This window comes from Paenibacillus wuxiensis, assembly GCF_040195695.1.
Taxonomy (GTDB): domain Bacteria; phylum Bacillota; class Bacilli; order Paenibacillales; family Paenibacillaceae; genus Paenibacillus_B; species Paenibacillus_B suaedae.
Genome location: NZ_JBEFZI010000006.1, coordinates 382,124 through 401,649, shown reverse-complemented (window position 1 = coordinate 401,649; position 19,526 = coordinate 382,124). Strand labels below are relative to the sequence as shown.

Here is a 19,526-nt window from a genome sequence, read left to right as displayed (position 1 = left end):
GTTAACGCGTCATTCATGACACTAGGATTGGATCTCGTTCATTCGGGCTGCGTGCAATGGATTGACAGGCACGTACCCGGATGGACGGATGCCGTCCTCTAGGGGCTTTACTTGATTTGAGAGGGGAGATGATCAGAATGGCTTTTGATAAAGAAATCGAATTTTGGAAAGCGAAACTCGATACTGAAGATACGCCTACGACTTTGCCCTACACGAGCACTCCAAGCAGTGAAGCGGCACGACATTATTCCGTTTCTGTTACGATGCCTGCTGAAATTTCGGAACGAATTATTCGCATGTCTAAGGGCTCGCATCAAGCAGCCTTCATGATTTTACTAGGTGGCATCCAATGCTTGCTGCACAAATACACGAGCGAGAATCGCATCGTCATCGGCATGCCTATCGTGCGAAAAGCAGGGGAGAAGAGACTTCCCATCAATCAAGTCGTCCTATTGAAGGAGAATGTCAATGAAGAGCTCACGTTCAAATCCTTGCTTACTTCACTGAAACAATCCTTTACAGAAGCGATTCGACATCAGCATATCCCCTTCCGGCTCATAACTGAGCAGATGAATGTGCAAGAAAAAAATGGCTTGCCTGTCATCAATACGATGGCAGCTCTGAAGAATATACATACCGTTAACTTTATTCCAACGGTTATTGCAGATGTATTGTTCCAATTTGAGTTCGAAGCTGAGAACCTCCTTTTGAGCGTTGTATATAACGAACGTGTCTATGACTCGGTATTTATATCGCAAATCATTGAGCATTTGCAGCGCGTGCTGAGCATCGTATTGCTTGAGCCAAATACGAATTTGGGGGATCTTCGCTTACTTTCGGATGAGGAAACATCGCTGCTCCTGCACGGATTTAATACGACGGCTGCAGAGTATCCACGTGACCGAACAATTCATGAACTCTTCACGGAACAAGCACATCGCACACCGGATGCTGTTGCGGCAGTTTATGGGCAGCAACAGGTAACATACGCCGAGCTAAATGGAAGGGCGAACAGGCTGGCGCGTACGTTACAAAAAGCTGGCGTTCAACCGGATCAGCTCGTTGGCATCATGGCCGAACGGTCGCTCGAAATGATTGTAGGCTTGCTAGCCATCATGAAGGCTGGTGGGGCCTATGTTCCGATCGACCCTGAATATCCGCAGGAGCGCATTCGTTATATGCTCGAGGATTCGGGAGCGCAGACGCTACTGCTTCAAGACCATCTTCGCGAGCGTGTCACCTATGAAGGCACGATCGTGGATATGAATAGCGAACATAATTATCATGACGACGAGACGGAGCTTGCCTCTGTGTCCGATTCAAGCAACTTGGCATATGTCATCTATACTTCGGGCACGACAGGCAATCCGAAAGGGGTCATGATTGAACATAGAAGCGCAGTCAATGCGCTGTTGTGGAGAATTCGGACATACGGGCTTTCTTCCTCCGACCGAGTTCTGCAATTGTTTTCCTTTTCCTTTGACGGCTTCGTCATGAGCGCATTCGGCTCATTATTGTCCGGCGCAGGTCTATTTTTACTTAAGGAAGAGGACGCGAAGGATCCGCTCGCCTTGCATGGCGCTATCAGCCAATCGGGAATCACGCACTTCATTTGCGTACCGAATCTATACGGAGCGCTGCTCAATGTGATGCAGGCCGAATCTGTGTCTACGCTGCGTACAGTGACATTGGCTGGCGAGAGTGTCAGCAGTGCATTAGTAGCTAGAAGCAAGGAGCAGCTTCCTGATGTAAAGCTGTTTAATGAATATGGCCCGACAGAGAACAGCGTCGTGGCGACCTGCGCAATCGGCCTCGAGAAGGATCAACCCATCACCATTGGTACACCGATCTCTAATGCGAGTGTGATGATTTTGAATACTTCTGGAGAGTTGCAGCCGTTACATGTGCCGGGCGAATTATGCATATCCGGTGAGGGACTGGCGAGAGGTTACTTGAACCGTCCGGAATTAACAGAAGAGAAATTTGCGGCTCATCCATTTGTGCCAGGTGAACGCATTTACCATACTGGTGATTCCGCCAGATGGCTGCCGAACGGCACAATTGAATATTTGGGACGGATTGATCACCAAGTCAAAATCCGTGGATTCCGTATCGAGCTGGGCGAAATCGAGTCGAGCTTGAAGAAGGTAGCGGGTGTGCGAGAGGTCATCGTGGATGCTAGGCCGGACGGTAATGGCCAACATATGCTGTGTGCGTACATGGTAGCTGACGCTGAGCTTACTGTGACGGAATTAAGGGAGGCGTTGTCTTCCAATCTGCCGGATTACATGATTCCTTCTCACTTTGTGCAAATGGAACAGCTGCCACTTACGCCAAGCGGCAAGCTGGATCGCAAGTCATTGCCCGATCCCCAAGCTAACATGGCTATTGGCACGGAGTATATTGCGCCTCGTACTCCACTTGAAGAACGACTTGCGCAAATCTGGCAGGAGTCGCTTGGTGTGGAAAGGGTCGGCATCAAGGATAATTTCTTCGCCCTTGGCGGACACTCGCTGCGGGCAGCTACATTGGCAAGCAAGCTTCACAAGGAGTTGAACGTCAATGTGCCGCTTCGGGATTTGTTCCGCAATCCGACGATCGAAGAATTGGCTTTGCTTATGGATGGGATGGAGCAGCAGGAGTTCAGCGCGATTGAACGGGTGAAGGAAAGCGAGTATTATTCGGTATCTTCAGCGCAAAAGAGGCTGTATGTCCTGCAGCAGCTCGAAGGTGCGGAACAGAGTTACAATATGCCGGGTGCCATGCTGCTGGAGGGACTGCTGGATAGAGAACGCCTCGAAGCCTCATTCCGCAAGCTGATTGCACGACATGAGACACTGCGTACCGGATTCGAGCTGATGGACGGAGAACCGGTGCAGAAGGTGTATCAGGATGTAAGCTTTGCCATTGAATATATGCAGACAAGCGAGGCGGAAGCGGCGCAGAAAGCCCGCGAATTTATCCGAGCGTTCGACTTGATGAATCCGCCGTTGATGAGGGTTGGCTTAATTGAAATGGCACCGGATCGACATGTGCTCCTCTATGACATGCACCATATCATTTCTGATGGTGCATCTATGGGAGTCGTAGTAGAGGAGTTCGCTCGGTTGTACGGGGGTGAGGAGCTGCCACCGCTGCGCATTCAATATAAAGACTTTGCCGCTTGGCAGCAGTCGGAAGCACAGCAGAAGCGTTCGAAGCAGCAGGAGACCTACTGGTTGCTATCATTTGGCGGAGAACTGCCTGTACTTGAGCTTCCAACGGATTACGCGCGTCCAGCCATTCAGAGCTACGAAGGGGAGACCTATGAATTTACGGTCGATTCGGATATAAGTACGGCATTGCAACGCCTCGCAGCGGATAGCGGAACGACGTTATACATGGTTCTGCTCGCAGCTTACACGGTGCTGCTGCATAAGTACACGGGTCAGGAAGATATTGTCGTCGGCACGACGAACGCAGGGAGAATGCACGACGATTTGCAGCCGCTTATTGGTATGTTCGTCAATACGCTCGCAATTCGCAATTATCCGGCTGGAGAATCGACTTTCCGTGCTTATTTGGAACAAGTGAAGGAGCAGGCGTTAGCTGCATTTGAACATCAGGAGTACCCATTCGAAGAGCTTGTTGAGAAGCTTCATGTTACAAGAGACATGAGCCGCAACCCGCTGTTCGATACGATGTTCTCCCTACAAAATATGGAGAACAAGGATTTTGAACTTCCAGGACTCCAATTGAAGCCGTATGGCTTCGAACACCAAATATCCAAGTTCGATCTCAGCTTTGACGTTGCGGAAGGAGCGGATGGGCTCGCTTGCAGCTTGGAGTATGCTTCGTCCTTATACAGACAAGACACAATCGTAAGAATGGCGGATCATTATCGACAGCTGCTTCATTCAATTGCACAGTCGCCTGAGGCGCAAATCTCCGTGCTCGGGATGTTGACGCCGGGTGAGCAAGAGCAAATTCGATTCAAGTTCAATCATGATCCGTCAGAAATGGAGCAGAAGCACACGGTTCATCAACTCTTTGAGGAGCAGGCCGCTCTTCAACCGGAACGAACTGCGGTCGTGCATGAGAATGAACAACTGTCGTATCGGGAGTTGAACGAGAGGGCGAACCGTCTGGCACGTACGCTTCGTCAACACGGCGTGCAGCCGGAGCAGCTCGTCGGCATCTTGGCAGACCGTTCGCTGGACATGATCGTGGGCATTATGGCGATCTTGAAGGCAGGCGGCGCTTACGTTCCAATTGATCCGAAATATCCGGAAGAACGTATCCGTTACATGCTGGAGGATTCCAAGGCAAACGTATTGGTGACGCAGAGCCATTTACAGTCTCTCTCATCGTTTGACGGTACATGGGTTCTGCTTGATGATGAGTCATCCTATGCTGAGGATGCTGCCAATCTTGTGTCCATCACTGAACCACAACACTTGGCTTACGTCATTTATACATCGGGCACGACGGGACAGCCGAAGGGTGCCATGATCGAGCACAGACAACTGACAGTTATGGCGAAGGCTTGGGAACGTGAATATCGTCTGCGGGAAGAGAGCATTCGCTGGATGCAATGGGCGAGCTTCTCATTCGACGTATTTTCAGGGGATTTGATTCGTGCGCTGCTGCATGGCGGAGAACTGGTTCTTTGCCCAGAGCACGCACGTGCGAATCCAGCTGAAATCTACGAATTGATCCGGAAGCATCGTCTTCATATGTTCGACTGCACACCGTCTATCGTCATTCCGCTAATGGAATATGTGTATGAGAACAAGCTGGATATCAGCAGCTTGAAGCTTGTCGCCGTTGGGTCGGACTATTGCCCGCCGGATGAGTTTCAGAAGATGCTGGATCGATTCGGTTCGCAGTTCCGCATCATTAATAGCTATGGCGTGACTGAGACATGCATCGATGCCAGCTATTATGAACCAACGACTCCAACTGTTCCAAGAGCGCTGCCGATTGGAAAACCATTGCCGGGTGTAACGATGTACATTATGGACGGACAACGTTCCTTGCTTCCGGTTGGTGTCATCGGTGAGCTCTATATCGGCGGCCCATGCGTCGGTCGCGGGTATTGGAATCGTCCAGAGATGACGAGCGAGAAATTCGTCGCAGATCCATTCCTGCAGGATCACCGAATGTACCGCACAGGGGATTTGGCTCGCTGGATGCCGGATGGCAATATCGAATATTTAGGCCGTATCGACCATCAAGTGAAAATACGCGGTTACCGCATTGAGATCGGCGAAGTCGAGTCCAAGCTTCTCAAGGTGGAGACTGTTCGTGAGAGTGTCGTCGTGGCGCGTCAGGATCCGAACGGGACAAAAGCATTATGCGCTTATTTCGTTGCGGATCGCAATCTGTCGGTGAGTGAACTGAGAAGCGCATTGGCCGATGAATTGCCCACATATATGATTCCATCCTATTTCGTTCAACTGGATCGCCTGCCGCTCACACCGAACGGGAAAGTCGATCGCAAGGCGCTGCCTGCCCCAGAAGCGGGTGCGCACACGGGGATTGAATACGTGGCGCCACGCACGGAAGAGGAGTTAGCGCTGGCGAATGTATGGCAAACCGTCCTTGGTATGGAACGAGTCGGTGTGCTGGATCATTTCTTTGAGCTTGGAGGCGACTCCATCAAGTCTATCCAAGTTGCTTCCCGATTGCAGCAAGCAGGCTATAAGCTTGAAATTCGGGATCTGTTCAAGTATCCAACGATTGCCCAACTGGGGTCACACTTGCAGAGGGCAAGCAAGGTTGCAGATCAGGGCGAAGTATCAGGTGATGTGCCGCTTACGCCGATTCTTGGATGGTTTTTCGAACAGCAGTTTGCCGATGCGCATCACTATAACCAGTCGATCATGCTGTACCGGAGAGAAGGCTTTAACGAAGCGGCAATCCGCAATGTACTTCAGGCAGTAACGGAACATCACGATGCGCTGCGTATCGTATTCCGACGGAATGATCAAGGTGATTATACAGCTTGGAATCGCGCAATCGAAGAGGGAGAATTGTTCCATCTGGAAGTTCTGAACCTTACTGGCTCAGCATCAGGTGATCATGAGCAGAATGTACGGCAGATCATTGAAGCCAAGGCCACGGAGATTCAGCGCAGCTTCGACCTGCACGATGGGCCGTTGGCAAGAGCCGGATTGTTCCGTACCGACGAGGGGGATCATCTTCTGCTTGTCATGCACCATGGCGTTGTTGACGGTGTGTCCTGGCGCATCTTGCTGGAGGATATCGCTACGGGATATGAACAAGCGTTGAAGGGAGAGCCTGTTCGGCTGCCTGCCAAGACGGACAGCTTCCGCACATGGGCGAATCAGCTCGCGTCATATGCACGAAGCGAAGCCATGATAGAGGAACAAGTCTTCTGGGAACAAGCAGAAGCGAATGCAACGAGTATTTTGCCTTTGCAGAAGGATTTCGAAGCGGAGACATCCTTGCAGCAGGATAGCGAGTCGGTCGTAGTGGAATGGAGCCGGGAGGAGACGGATATGCTGCTGAAGCATGTTCACCGGGCTTATAACACGGACATGAACGACATTCTGCTCGCGGCGCTCGGCATGGCTATACAGCAATGGTGTGGACATGAGAAAGCCCTAGTTACACTTGAAGGACACGGCCGCGAGAATATCATGCCGGAGCTTGATATTTCACGCACTGTGGGGTGGTTCACGAGTGAATATCCATTCCTGCTCGAGAGCGATCCGAACAAGAGTTTGTCCTATCGAATCAAACAAATGAAGGAAAATTTGCGACGTATTCCGAATAAAGGCATCGGTTATGGCATTCATCGATATTTATCGGACTCAGGTATGTCTGGTACGGAAAATGTATCACGATCAGAAGCATCAGCTCAGCCAGAAATCAGCTTCAACTATTTGGGACAATTCGATCAGGATTTGCAGAACAATGAGATGGAAGTCTCTCCATATTCGGGCGGCGCAGAGATAAGCGTTCGTCAGGCTCGTAACACCACGCTTGATTTTAACGGGATGATATCGGCTGGGGTTCTTGCATTGGAAGTGAGCTACAGCAGCAAGCAATACCGCCGCGATACGATTGACCGGCTTGCAGGATTGCTGAAGGGAAGTTTGCAGGAGATCGTTGCTCACTGCGCATCGAAAGACAAGCCAGAATTGACACCTAGTGACGTATTGGTTAACGGGCTTGGTATTGAGGATCTGGAGCGTATTGCGGAGCAGACGAGGGATCTCGGGGACATCGAGAACATTTATGCACTGACGCCGATGCAGAAGGGAATGTGGTTCCATAATGCGATGGACGGTCAAGCGGGCGCTTATTTTGAACAGACTCGCTTCACGATTCAAGGAGAGCTTGACGTTCAGCTATTCGCAAGCAGCCTAGATGTACTCGCGACGCGCCATGCGGTGCTTCGCACCAATTTCTTCAGCGGCTGGAACGGAGAATTGCTGCAAATTGTATACCGGAATAAGAATCTGGAATTTAGTTACGAGGATCTAACGGAATTGCCGGAGCATGAGAAGCAGGATCGAGTTGAAGCGATGGCGCAAGCTGACAAGCAGCGGGGCTTCAATCTGGAGCGCGATGCGCTCATGCGGGTGTCCGTGTTGCGGACGAGCGCGAACTGCAGTCATGTCATTTGGAGCTCTCATCATATTCTGATGGACGGCTGGTGCTTGCCGCAGCTCACGCAAGAATGGCTCGAGACGTATTCCGATTCCGTAAATGGACGGTCAAGCAGCCGATCGGGAGCATCGCCATACAGTCTCTATATTGAATGGCTGTACAAGCAAGATTACACAGCTGCATCCCAGTATTGGAGCGACTATCTGTCGGATTACGATCAGCAAACGGTTCTTCCTCAGAAGAAATCGAGCGGGCGAAGCGATGTATATATTGCTGACAATCTCGTATTTGAACTGGGCGAGGCTTTAACTGCGAAGATGCATCGGGTAGCGAAGCAGCATCAGCTGACGCTGAACACGCTAATGCAGGCGGCATGGGGCATTATTTTGCAGAAGTACAACAATACCGGTGACGCTGTATTCGGCGGAGTCGTATCGGGCAGACCGGCGGAAATCCCAGGCATTGAATCCATGATTGGACTATTCATTAACACCATTCCAATTCGTGTTGCGTGCGAAGCGGATGACAGATTTGCAGATGTGATGAAGCAACTTCAGGAGAAGGCACTGGAGTCAGGGCGGTATGATTATTATCCGCTGTATGACATACAGGCGCTCAGCGCTCATAAGCAGGATTTGATTAATCATATTCTGGTGTTCGAAAATTACCCGATGGAAGAGCAAATGGAACAGGCTGGTGATGAGCGGGGACAATTGAACATTACTGACGTGCGGGTGGCCGAGCAGACGAGCTATGATTTCAATCTCGTAGTGATGCCTGGCGAGGATATGATGATTCGCCTCGAGTACAATGCCGCCATGTATGCTCGAGCAGATATGGAGAGAGTGCGGCAGCATCTGATTCATGTCCTTGAGCAGGTAACAGCTGATCCGGCCATTGCTGTGAAAGATGTCCGTCTGGCGACCGACGTCGAGAAGGCAGAGCTTCTGACGGCATTCAATGATACGGAAGTCGAATATCCTCGCGAACAGATGATTCATCGGATGTTCGAGGAGCAGGTTCAGCGGACGCCGGATGCGATCGCGGTGTTGTACGGAGCAGATACGATGACCTACCAGGAGATGAATGATCGTGCCAATCAGTTGGCGCGGACACTGCGAGCAGCAGGCGTTGTTCCGGATCAGATCGTCGGCATTATGGCGGAACGATCGTTAGAGCTAATGGTTGGCATCATGGGGATATTGAAAGCTGGCGGCGCTTATGTGCCGATCGCGCCGGATTATCCAGAAGAACGCATCCGATATATGCTGGACGATTCCGAGGCTCAAGTACTGATTGTTCAAGGCAGCGTGGGTGAAGCAATTGATTTTGCTGGCCGCGTTATTAATCTGGATGATGCTGACTCGTACGATCAGGATAACTCAAACCTTGAGGTGGTCAACAAGCCAACCGATATCGCCTACATCATCTATACATCTGGTACGACCGGACGTCCGAAAGGGGTTATGGTCGAGCATACGTCAGTCATCAACCGCTTGTTGTGGATGCAGAAGCGGTACCCGATAGGCGCGGATGACACGATTATGCAGAAGACGGCGATCACGTTCGACGTATCTGTTTGGGAGTTGTTCTGGTGGGCATTTGTCGGCTCGAAGGTGCTTATGCTTCCAGTTGGCGGGGAGAAGAATCCGGCAGCAATCGTTGAGGCGATCGAACAGTACGAAATTACGACGATGCACTTCGTGCCATCAATGCTGCACGCCTTCCTCGAGCATATCGAGCAGCTGCCTGAGGCAGAGCGTGATCGTCTGTCTCCACTCCAGCAGGTGTTCACGAGCGGTGAGGCGCTGTTGGCATCGCAGGTCGAGCGATTCCATCAGTATGTTGTACCAGCCAGCGGAGCACGACTCATCAATCTGTACGGTCCGACAGAGGCAACGGTAGATGTCACGTACTTCGACTGCGAACTAGGCCAAACGTATGTGAGTGTGCCGATTGGCAAGCCGATTGACAACACACGCATCTATATTGTGAACGGGCACAATCAAGTACAGCCGATCGGCGTAGCGGGCGAACTGTGCATCACGGGCGTCGGATTGGCGCGCGGATACTGGAATCGCCCAGAACTGACAGCAGAGAAATTCGTATTGGTGCCTTCCGTGGGTGAACGGATGTACCGAACGGGGGATCTCGCGCGGTGGCTGCCAGACGGTAACATTGAATATTTGGGACGGATTGATCATCAGGTGAAAATCCGCGGCTATCGAATCGAGCTTGGCGAGCTGGAGACTGCGCTGCTGAATATTGACGCGGTTCGGGAGACAGTCGTCGTTGCGAGGGAAGACGAGAGCGGACAGAAGTCACTTTGCGCCTACTATGTAGCAGATGGAGAAGCAACAGTAAGTGACCTGCGAGCCGCGCTTGCCGCCGAACTGCCAAGCTATATGATTCCATCATACTTCGTAAGGCTGGAGCAGATGCCGCTGGCGCCGAACGGCAAGCTGGATCGCAAAGCTTTGCCGGCTCCAGAGAGAAGCCTTCAAGTTGAATCGGAATATGTTGCGCCGCGCACGGAAGCGGAACAAATGCTAGCAACTGTATGGCAAGCCGTACTTGGCATCGAACGTGTCGGGATAACCGATCACTTCTTCGAGCTTGGCGGAGATTCCATCAAGTCCATTCAAGTGGCAGCAAGAATGCAGCAGGCGGGCTTCAAGCTTGAAATTCGCGACTTGTTCAAATACCCAACGGTTACACAGTTGGTTCCATACATGCAGCCGATTAATCGAACGGCTGATCAGGGAGAAGTCGTCGGTGAGGTGCCGATGACACCGATTCTTCATTGGTTCGAGCATCAGCAGTTTGCGAATCCGCATCATTTCAATCAGTCGGTAATGCTGTATCGCAAGGATGGCTTTGTCGCAGATGCAGTGCGCAAGGCGCTTCATAAGTTGGTTGAACACCATGATGCGCTTCGTATTGTAATTCAGAGAACGGAACAAGGAGAATTTTCGCTCTGGAATCGATCCCTAGTAGAGGGCGAACTCTTCAGTATGGAAGAGATCGATTTAACGGATCAGTCGGATTTCGCCGCAGCGATTGAAGCGGAAGCAAACCACATTCAAGGCAGTATTGATCTACAGTCAGGGCCTTTGGTCAAGGCAGGCTTATTCCACGGCAGTGAAGGTGATCACTTGCTGCTCGTTATCCACCACGCAGTCATCGATGGCGTGTCTTGGAGAATATTGCTTGAGGATCTCGCATCAGGCTACGAACAGGCGCTGAATCAACGCCAAGTACGTCTGCCGATGAAGACGGACAGCTTCCGTACATGGGCGGAACAGCTAGTAGAGTATGCGAATAGTCCAGCGATGGATAAGGAATCTGCTTATTGGCTCGGCGTCGCGCAGACGGAAGTGGCCGCCCTCCCTAAAGACAGCGAGTGCACGGTTTCCTTGCAGCGCGACAGTGAATCCGTCGTGCTCGAGTGGAATCGGGAAGATACAGAACGGCTTCTGAAGCATGTTCACCGTGCTTACAACACCGAAATGGATGATATTCTGCTTACAGCGCTTGGCAGGGCACTCATGAAGTGGCGCGGCATCGAGCGCATACTGGTTACGCTGGAAGGGCATGGACGCGAGTCCATTATACAAGGCATGGATATTACGCGGACGGTTGGCTGGTTTACGACCGAATATCCGTTTGAGCTCGGGATGGAAGCGAACGACAGTCTTGGATCTCAGCTCAAGAAGGTAAAAGAGGATTTGCGCCGCATTCCGAACAAAGGAATCGGGTACGGTCTGTTCCGGTATTTATCCAATTCGGGCAAACAGGCTTGGAATGATGCGCCAACGACACAAATTCGTTACAACTACCTGGGACAGTTCGATGCGGACTTGAGCAATAACGAACTGAGTGTATCTCCATATGCAAGCGGTTCGGAGATTAGCGATGAGCAGGAGCGCAAGTATCCGCTCGATATTAACGGCGTGATCGCAGAAGGCCAATTGACACTGGGATTAAGTTACAGCGTCAAGGAGTATCGCAAAGAGACGATGGAGGAATTGGGCGATTTCCTTACAGAATCACTGAAGGAAATTATCGCACACTGCGAATCACAGGAACGGACGCAATTGACGCCAAGTGATGTCTTGTTTAAGGGACTTAGCTTGGAGTGGCTGGATCGGATATCTTCGCAAATGCAGCATATCGGCGAGATCGAGAATGTATATGCATTGACGCCGATGCAGAAGGGAATGTGGTTCCACAGCGCGATGGACAGTCTGACGGGGGCGTACCATGAGCAGACGATGTTCACATTGGAAGGTACGCTTGATGTGGAACTGTTCTCCAGCAGTCTGAACGAATTGGCGAAGCGGCACGCTGTGTTGCGAACGAACTTCATTAGCGGCCCTCAAGGCGAACCGGTACAAGTCGTATTCCGGAACAAACCAATCGGATTCTCGTTCCAGGATGTGCGCGCTTTGAATGAAGAGGAGCAGCAATCCTTCATTAAGGAAGCGGTCAGCAGTGACCAACTGCTTGGCTTCGATCTCGCACAAGGTGCCCTGATGCGCGTATCGGCTATCCGTACAGGGGAATTGAGCTGCCGTGTACTGTGGAGCTCTCACCATATCTTGATGGACGGCTGGTGCCTGCCACAGCTGATGCAAGAGCTGTTCGATACGTATGCCGCCTTGCTGCAGAAGAAGTCGCCGGATAGAACAGCGGTTCCAGCTTACAGCCAATACATTGAATGGCTAGGGCAGCAGGACGAGGAGGCGGCCGGGACTTATTGGTCTGCATACTTGGCTGATTACGATCAAGTAACAGAGATCCCGCAAGAATCATCGGCGGGAATCGATAACGAACCATATAAGGCTGAAAAATGGAGTCGTGAATTGGATGCTGGCTTGAGCGCATCCATTAGCCGGACGGCGAGACAGCATCAGGTTACGCTTAATACTTTACTGCAAGCGGCATGGGGCGTTATTTTGCAAAAATATAATGGCACAAATGATGTTGTTTTCGGCAGCGTCGTATCAGGCAGACCAGCAGAGGTGCCAGGCATTGAGACGATGATCGGCTTATTCATTAATACGATTCCGATCCGCGTCAAGTGCGAGGGAAGCACCAGCTTTGCGGAACTGATGGGGCTGCTTCAAGAACAAGCGCTGGAGTCCGGCAAGTACGATTATTATCCACTATATGAGATACAATCTCGCAGTGCGCTGAAGCAGAATGCGATCAGACAAATTATGGTGTTCGAGAACTACCCGATGGACGAACAGCTAGAGCAGGCGGGCGGCGACGAGCACGGTATGCCATCCTTAACTGATGTAGCGGTGGAGGAACAGACCAATTACGACTTCAACTTGATCGTTGTACCGGGAGAACAGATCTCTATTCGGTTTGATTACAATGCTAACCGCTTCTTACAAGCAGACATGGAACGGTTGATGGGGCATTTGAACAATATTTTGGAGCAGATCGTAGACAATCCACGGATTGCTGTAGAAGATCTGGAGCTCGCGACGGAAGCCGAGAAGTCGGAAGTGGTCCAATCATTCAACGATACATTTACGAATTACCCTCGAGACATGATGCTGCATCGCTTATTCGAGGAACAAGCCGAACGACATCCTGATGCAGTAGCCATCTCTTTCCGTGATGTCCAGATAACGTATCGTGATTTGAACGATCGGGCGAACCGATTGGCACGTACACTGCGGGCAGTCGGAGTTGGAACGGATAAGCTGGTAGGCCTCATGTCTGAACGTTCGCCGGATATGATTATTGGTATTCTGGCAATCTTGAAGGCAGGAGGCGGGTATGTGCCAATCGATCCGGAATATCCGGAAGAACGGATTCGGTACATGCTTGAAGATTCCGGTGCGCGAATCATGCTGGCACAGCAGCACTTAACGGGGAAAATTCCAGTCATGGACGCATCACCACTTGATGCAATTATCAATCTTGACACCGAAACATCCTATGACAGCAACGGTTCGAATCTTGAGGCGAACACAGACGCAAGCAGCGAGAACTTAGCCTGTGTAATCTACACATCCGGCACGACGGGTAAGCCGAAGGGGAACTTGACGACGCACCGCAATATTGTACGTGTGGTGAGAGAAACCGAGTATATCGACATCACAAATCATGACAACGTGCTGCAAATGTCCAGCTATGCATTTGACGGGTCGACCTTCGACATCTATGGTGCACTGCTGAACGGGGCCAAGCTTGTTCTTGTACCACACGAGACGCTTCTGGAAGTACGGCAATTGGCTGAGTTGATCGTACAAGAGAAGATTTCGGTTATGTTCATCACGACGGCGTACTTTAACGTACTGGTTGATGTCCAGGCTTCCTGCTTGAGCAATATTCGGGCTATCTTATTCGGTGGCGAACGGGTATCTGTCAGCCACGTTCGCAAGGCGCTCAATCATGTCGCGCCAGGTGTACTCAAGCATGTATACGGCCCGACGGAGAGTACCGTATTCGCGACTTGCCACAATGTGTACGAAGTCACGGAGAATGCGGTGACGGTACCGATTGGACGTCCGATCAGCAATACGTCAATCTATATCGTTGATGCGAACAATAAGCTGCAGCCAGTAGGCGTTGCCGGCGAGTTGTGCGTGGCAGGTGATGGATTGGCACGAGGATATTTGAATCGTCCAGACTTGACGGCAGAGAAGTTCGTCGATTCCCCGTACGTCCAGGGAGAGCGGATGTACCGCACGGGAGACTTGGCGAAATGGCTTCCTGACGGTTCCATTGAATATGTTGGCCGAATCGACCAACAGGTGAAAATTCGCGGATATCGGATTGAGCTAGGAGAAATCGAGGCGCAGCTGCTGAATGTAGAGGATGTGCAAGAAGCGGTCGTCGTCGCACGAGACACTGACACAGGCGAGAAGCAGCTATGCGCCTACTATGTAGCGATGCGTCCGCTTGAGGCGAATCATTTGCGCGAAGTGATGGGTCAAGCTATGCCAAGTTATATGCTTCCAGCGCACTTTATTCAGCTGGAACAGCTTCCACTCACACCGAACGGCAAGGTAGACCGCAAGGCGCTGCCGGCTCCGGAAGAAGGACGGAACGGAGAGACTTTCGTTGCGCCGCGGACGCCGCTTGAAGCACAGCTTGTTCAAATTTGGCAGGATGTGCTCGGTATTAGCAGTGTAAGCGTGACGGATCATTTCTTCGAGTTGGGTGGTCATTCCCTGAAGGCGACGCTGCTCGTAAACAGACTGCATCAGGAGCTAAATATCGAGTTGCCGTTGAAAGACGTATTTCAATATCCGACGCTTGAAGTGATGGCGAAGCGACTCAGCAATGCGGAGGGAAGCAGGCATGTGAGTATCCCGGTGGCGGCTCCAAGCCAGCATTATCCGGTGTCTTCAGCTCAAAAACGCTTGTATATTCTGCATCAGCTTGAAGGGGCGGAACTGAGTTACAACATGCCGAACATGATGCTGCTTGAGGGAGCTGTGGATCTTGGGCGATTGGAAGAAGCCTTCAAGAGACTGATTGAGCGCCATGAAACGCTGCGCACTGGATTTGAGATTGTGAACGGCGAGCCTGTTCAACGGATTTACCCGGAAGTAGACTTCGCAATCGAGCATGTGCGCGCAAGCGAGGAAGGTGCTTCGAAGCTTATGCAGCAGTTTGTCCGTTCCTTCCAATTGGAGATGCCGCCTCTGCTGCGAATCGGAGTTATCGAATTGTCCGAAGAACGTTTCATTCTCATGTTCGATATGCATCATATCATCTCAGACGGTACGTCGATGGGCATTCTCATCAATGAGTTTGTCCGCTTGTACAGTGGAGAAGAGCTTACGCCGCTGCGGATTCAATATAAGGATTACGCCGTATGGCAGCAATCGGATACTCAGCAGGAGGCAATGAAGCTGCAAGAAGGATATTGGCTAAAGGTACTGGCTGGAGAGCTTCCGGTGCTGGAAATGCCGACGGACTCCATTCGTCCGACAACGCAAAGCTTCCGCGGAGATTTGCTGCAGTTCGATCTAGATCCAGTAAGAAGTGCGGGGCTGCGGAGAATTGCAGCGGAGAACGGAGCCACAATGTACATGGTGCTTCTTGCGCTGTACAAGACGATGCTGCACAAGTATTCCGCTCAAGAGGACATTATCGTAGGTACGCCGATCGCAGGCCGGAACCATGGAGACTTACAGCCGCTTCTCGGCATGTTCGTCAATACGCTGGCCATTCGAAGCTATCCGGCTGCCAGCAAGACTTTCTTATCCTATTTGGATGAAATAAAAGAAACAACGCTTGGCGCCTTCGAGAATCAGAATTATCCATTCGAAGCATTGGTCGAACAGGTGCAAGTGATGCGCGATATGAGCCGCAATCCGGTATTTGATACGATGTTTATTTTGCAAAATGCGGATCAAGGTGAAATGAAGATCGATGGGGTACGACTCCAGTCGGTGCCGAATGAACACACCGTATCCAAGTTCGATTTGACCTTCCAAGCGGAAGAGGATGAAGCGGAAATCGTGTGCAGCATTGAATACGCAACAGATTTATTCAAGCGAGGCACGATTGAGCGAATGGCAAGACATTTCGAACAATTAGTCGATGCGGTGTTGGATAACCCGCAAGCAAGTCTGTCTAACTTGAGCATGGTAACCAATGAGGAAAAGGCGCTGCTTCAGGATAAGTTCAATGATACGGATATGGCGCATCCAAGCGACAAGACGGTTCATGAACTGTTCGCGGAACAGGTGGAGCGGACACCAGATGCTGTTGCTGTCGTCTCTGGCAGCGAGCAATTAAGCTACGGAGAGCTCAACCGTAAGGCGAATCAGCTAGCGTGGAAGCTGCGTGAGTATGGAGTGACCGCAGAGCAGCCTGTCGGCATTATTGTCGAGCGAACGCTGGATACAGTCGTCGCAGTGATGGCCGTACTCAAAGCATCGGGCACATTCGTACCGATCGATCCCGAGTATCCTGAGACGCGTATTCGCTATATGCTGGCAGACAGCGGGGCTAAGCTGGTGTTGGCGCAATCGGAGCTGCCGGGGATCATTCCTGATGACGTCCGCCTAATTGATGTACGCGATGAGTCCCTGTACCAAGGCGACGGAGCTGACGTACCGAATGGCAGCAAACCGTCCAACCTGCTCTATATCATCTACACATCCGGAACGACGGGCAATCCGAAAGGGGTTATGCTGGAGCACGGCAACATGGTTAACCTGCTGCATTATCAGCAGAAAGGCACGAACATTCCGATGCCTTCGCGGATCTTGCAATATGCGTCCGGCAGCTTCGATGTATGCTATCAGGAAATGTTCTCTGCGCTCCTGTTCGGCGGAAGCTTGTATATGGTCGACAATGAGATGCGCAAGGATCCGGTGCGCTTGTTCCAGGAAATCGAAAAGCATGAAATCGACGTGTTGTTCATTCCAGTGGCGTTCCTGAAATTCATCTTCGCCGAGCCGGAGTGGGCCGAAGCATTCCCGCGCTGCGTTCGCCATATCATTACGGCGGGCGAGCAGTTGGTCGTGACCCCGCAGGTGCAGGCGTGCTTGAAGCGACTCGATATCTGCCTGCACAACCATTACGGGCCATCGGAGACTCATGTCGTGACGACCTACACGATGACGCCGGAAGTTATCGAGGTTGGTCTGCCGCCAATTGGCAAGCCAATTGCGAACACGAGCATTTACATCGTGAACGACAGCTTTGAGCTGCAGCCGATCGGCGTGAAGGGCGAGCTCTTCGTATCCGGGGCATGTGTCGGACGCGGGTACTGGGGAAGAACGGACTTAACGGAGGAGAAGTTCCTAGATAATCCGTTCGTCCCTGGTGAGCGGCTATACAAGACAGGTGACGTAGCGCGCTGGCTTCCAGACGGCAGCATCGAGTATGTGGGCCGAAGCGACCATCAGGTGAAAATCCGGGGCTTCCGCATTGAGCTGGGCGAGGTGGAATCGCAGCTCTTGCATGTACCGGCGGTACAGGAGGCGACCGTGGTGGCACTGGAAGATCATGCGGGCCAGAAGCAGTTGTGCGCGTATTTCACAGCGGAACGCTCGCTCACGGCAGGCGAGATGAGGGCAGCATTGTCGCAGGAGCTGCCAGGCTACATGATTCCGTCCTACTTCATACAGTTGGAGCGGCTGCCGCTGACGCCGAATGGGAAGATCGATCGGAGAGCGCTGCCGAAGCCAGAAGGCGGCATTGAGACTGGAACGGAGTATGTCGCGCCGCGTACAGATACGGAAGCAAGACTTGCACGCATTTGGCAGGATGTATTGGGATTAGCAAGCGTAGGCGTGAAGGACAACTTCTTCGAGCTGGGCGGCCACTCGCTGCGGGCAACGACTCTGGTGAGCAGGCTGTACAAGGAAATGAACGTCAACTTCCCGTTAAGAGGTGTGTTCCGTCATCCGACTATCGAGGAGATGTCTCAAGCAATCTCGCAAATGGAGACCTCATTGTATACAGCCATTCCGAACGCCGAGGAGCAAGAATACTACCCGTTATCTTCGGCTCAGTTGCGACTCTATATCATGAGCCAGCTGGAAGGAAGCGAGCTCAGCTACAATATGCCAGGCATGCTGGTGCTTGAAGGACAGCTGAATCGGGATCAATTCCAAACGGCATTTTTGAAACTTATCGCTCGTCACGAGACATTGCGTACTGGCTTCGAGATGGTAGAGGGCGAGCCGATGCAGCGCATCCATCGCAATACGGAATTCGCTATTGACTACAGACAGGCATCCGAGGATGAAGTTCCGGAGATGATTGGACAATTCATCCGACCGTTCGACCTGGAGCATCCGCCATTATTGCGGGTCGGGTTGTTCGAAGTTGGGCAGGATCGGCATATTCTCGTCTTTGATATGCACCATATCATTTCTGACGGTGTCTCAATGAGCAATTTAGTTGATGAATTTACTCGATTGTATGCGAATGAAGAACGGCCTCCGCTGCGTATCCAGTACAAAGATTATGCGGTATGGCAGCAGGCGAGAGAGAATCTCGAACGGAGGAAGAGCCAAGAAGACTATTGGATGAGTGTGCTGCAAGGCGATCTTCCAAACGCAGAGTTGCCGATGGATTATGATAGAACGGCGGTTCGCAGCTTCGATGGGGAGCAAATCGAATTCGAAATTAACCCGGTTGTGACGGGACAGTTGAACCAACTTGCTTCTAATCATGAGTGCACGCTGTACATGGTCTTAATGTCCGCCTATCAGATTCTGTTATCCAAATATTGCGGTCAGGATGACATTATTGTTGGTACTCCTGTTGCGGGTCGCAATCATGCCGATTTGGAGCCGTTGATTGGTATGTTCGTCAATACCCTCGCGATTCGTAACCGTCCGCAGGGCGATAAAACGTTCCAATCGTTCTTGTCAGAGGTGAAAGAGACAACATTAGGTGCATTCGAACATCAGGAATATCCATTCGAGGAACTGATTGACCTCTTGAAGCTGCAGTGGGAGACAAGCCGCAATCCGCTGTTCGATACGGTGTTCGTCCTCCAGAATACGGAGGAGCGTGAAGCCGAAATCGGTGGATTGACGATATCGCCTTACGTGACAGATGACTCGGTCAGCGCGAAGTTCGATCTGACGCTGTCTGTATCGGAAGAAGATGATGGGATGAAGGGAAGCTTCTTGTATGCTTCCAAGCTGTTCAAAGCAGCTGGCATACACAGAATGATGAGAGATTACTTGTCAATCCTGTCCCAAGTATGCGAGAACCCTCGCATCCGCATTCAAGATATTTCGATAAGTGGACAGCAGACACAGGAAAAGAGCAAGATTGATACGATCGAGTTCGCGTTCTAAAATGTCTGGCAGCAGGTATTGCGGTAAGGCAGCAATGCCTTACCGCCTCCACCCTGAGAAACCCCGCTTATCTAACGATCATAGCTAGGGTTGCAGCTCTAT

At 51.4% G+C, this 19,526-nt stretch carries 1 protein-coding gene; it reads left to right on the top strand.

The features are described from left to right. The first annotated feature begins 137 nt into the window (after positions 1–137). A complete protein-coding gene (locus tag ABN764_RS15850; protein WP_446672462.1) occupies positions 138–19,424 on the top strand; it encodes a non-ribosomal peptide synthase/polyketide synthase in 19,287 nt (6,428 codons plus the stop codon). Positions 19,425–19,526 lie beyond the last annotated feature (102 nt).

Bases quoted from the DNA above. Each gene is read 5' to 3' on its own strand.
- ABN764_RS15850 (WP_446672462.1), top strand. From the start codon at position 138: ATGGCTTTTGATAAAGAAATCGAATTTTGGAAAGCGAAACTCGATACT.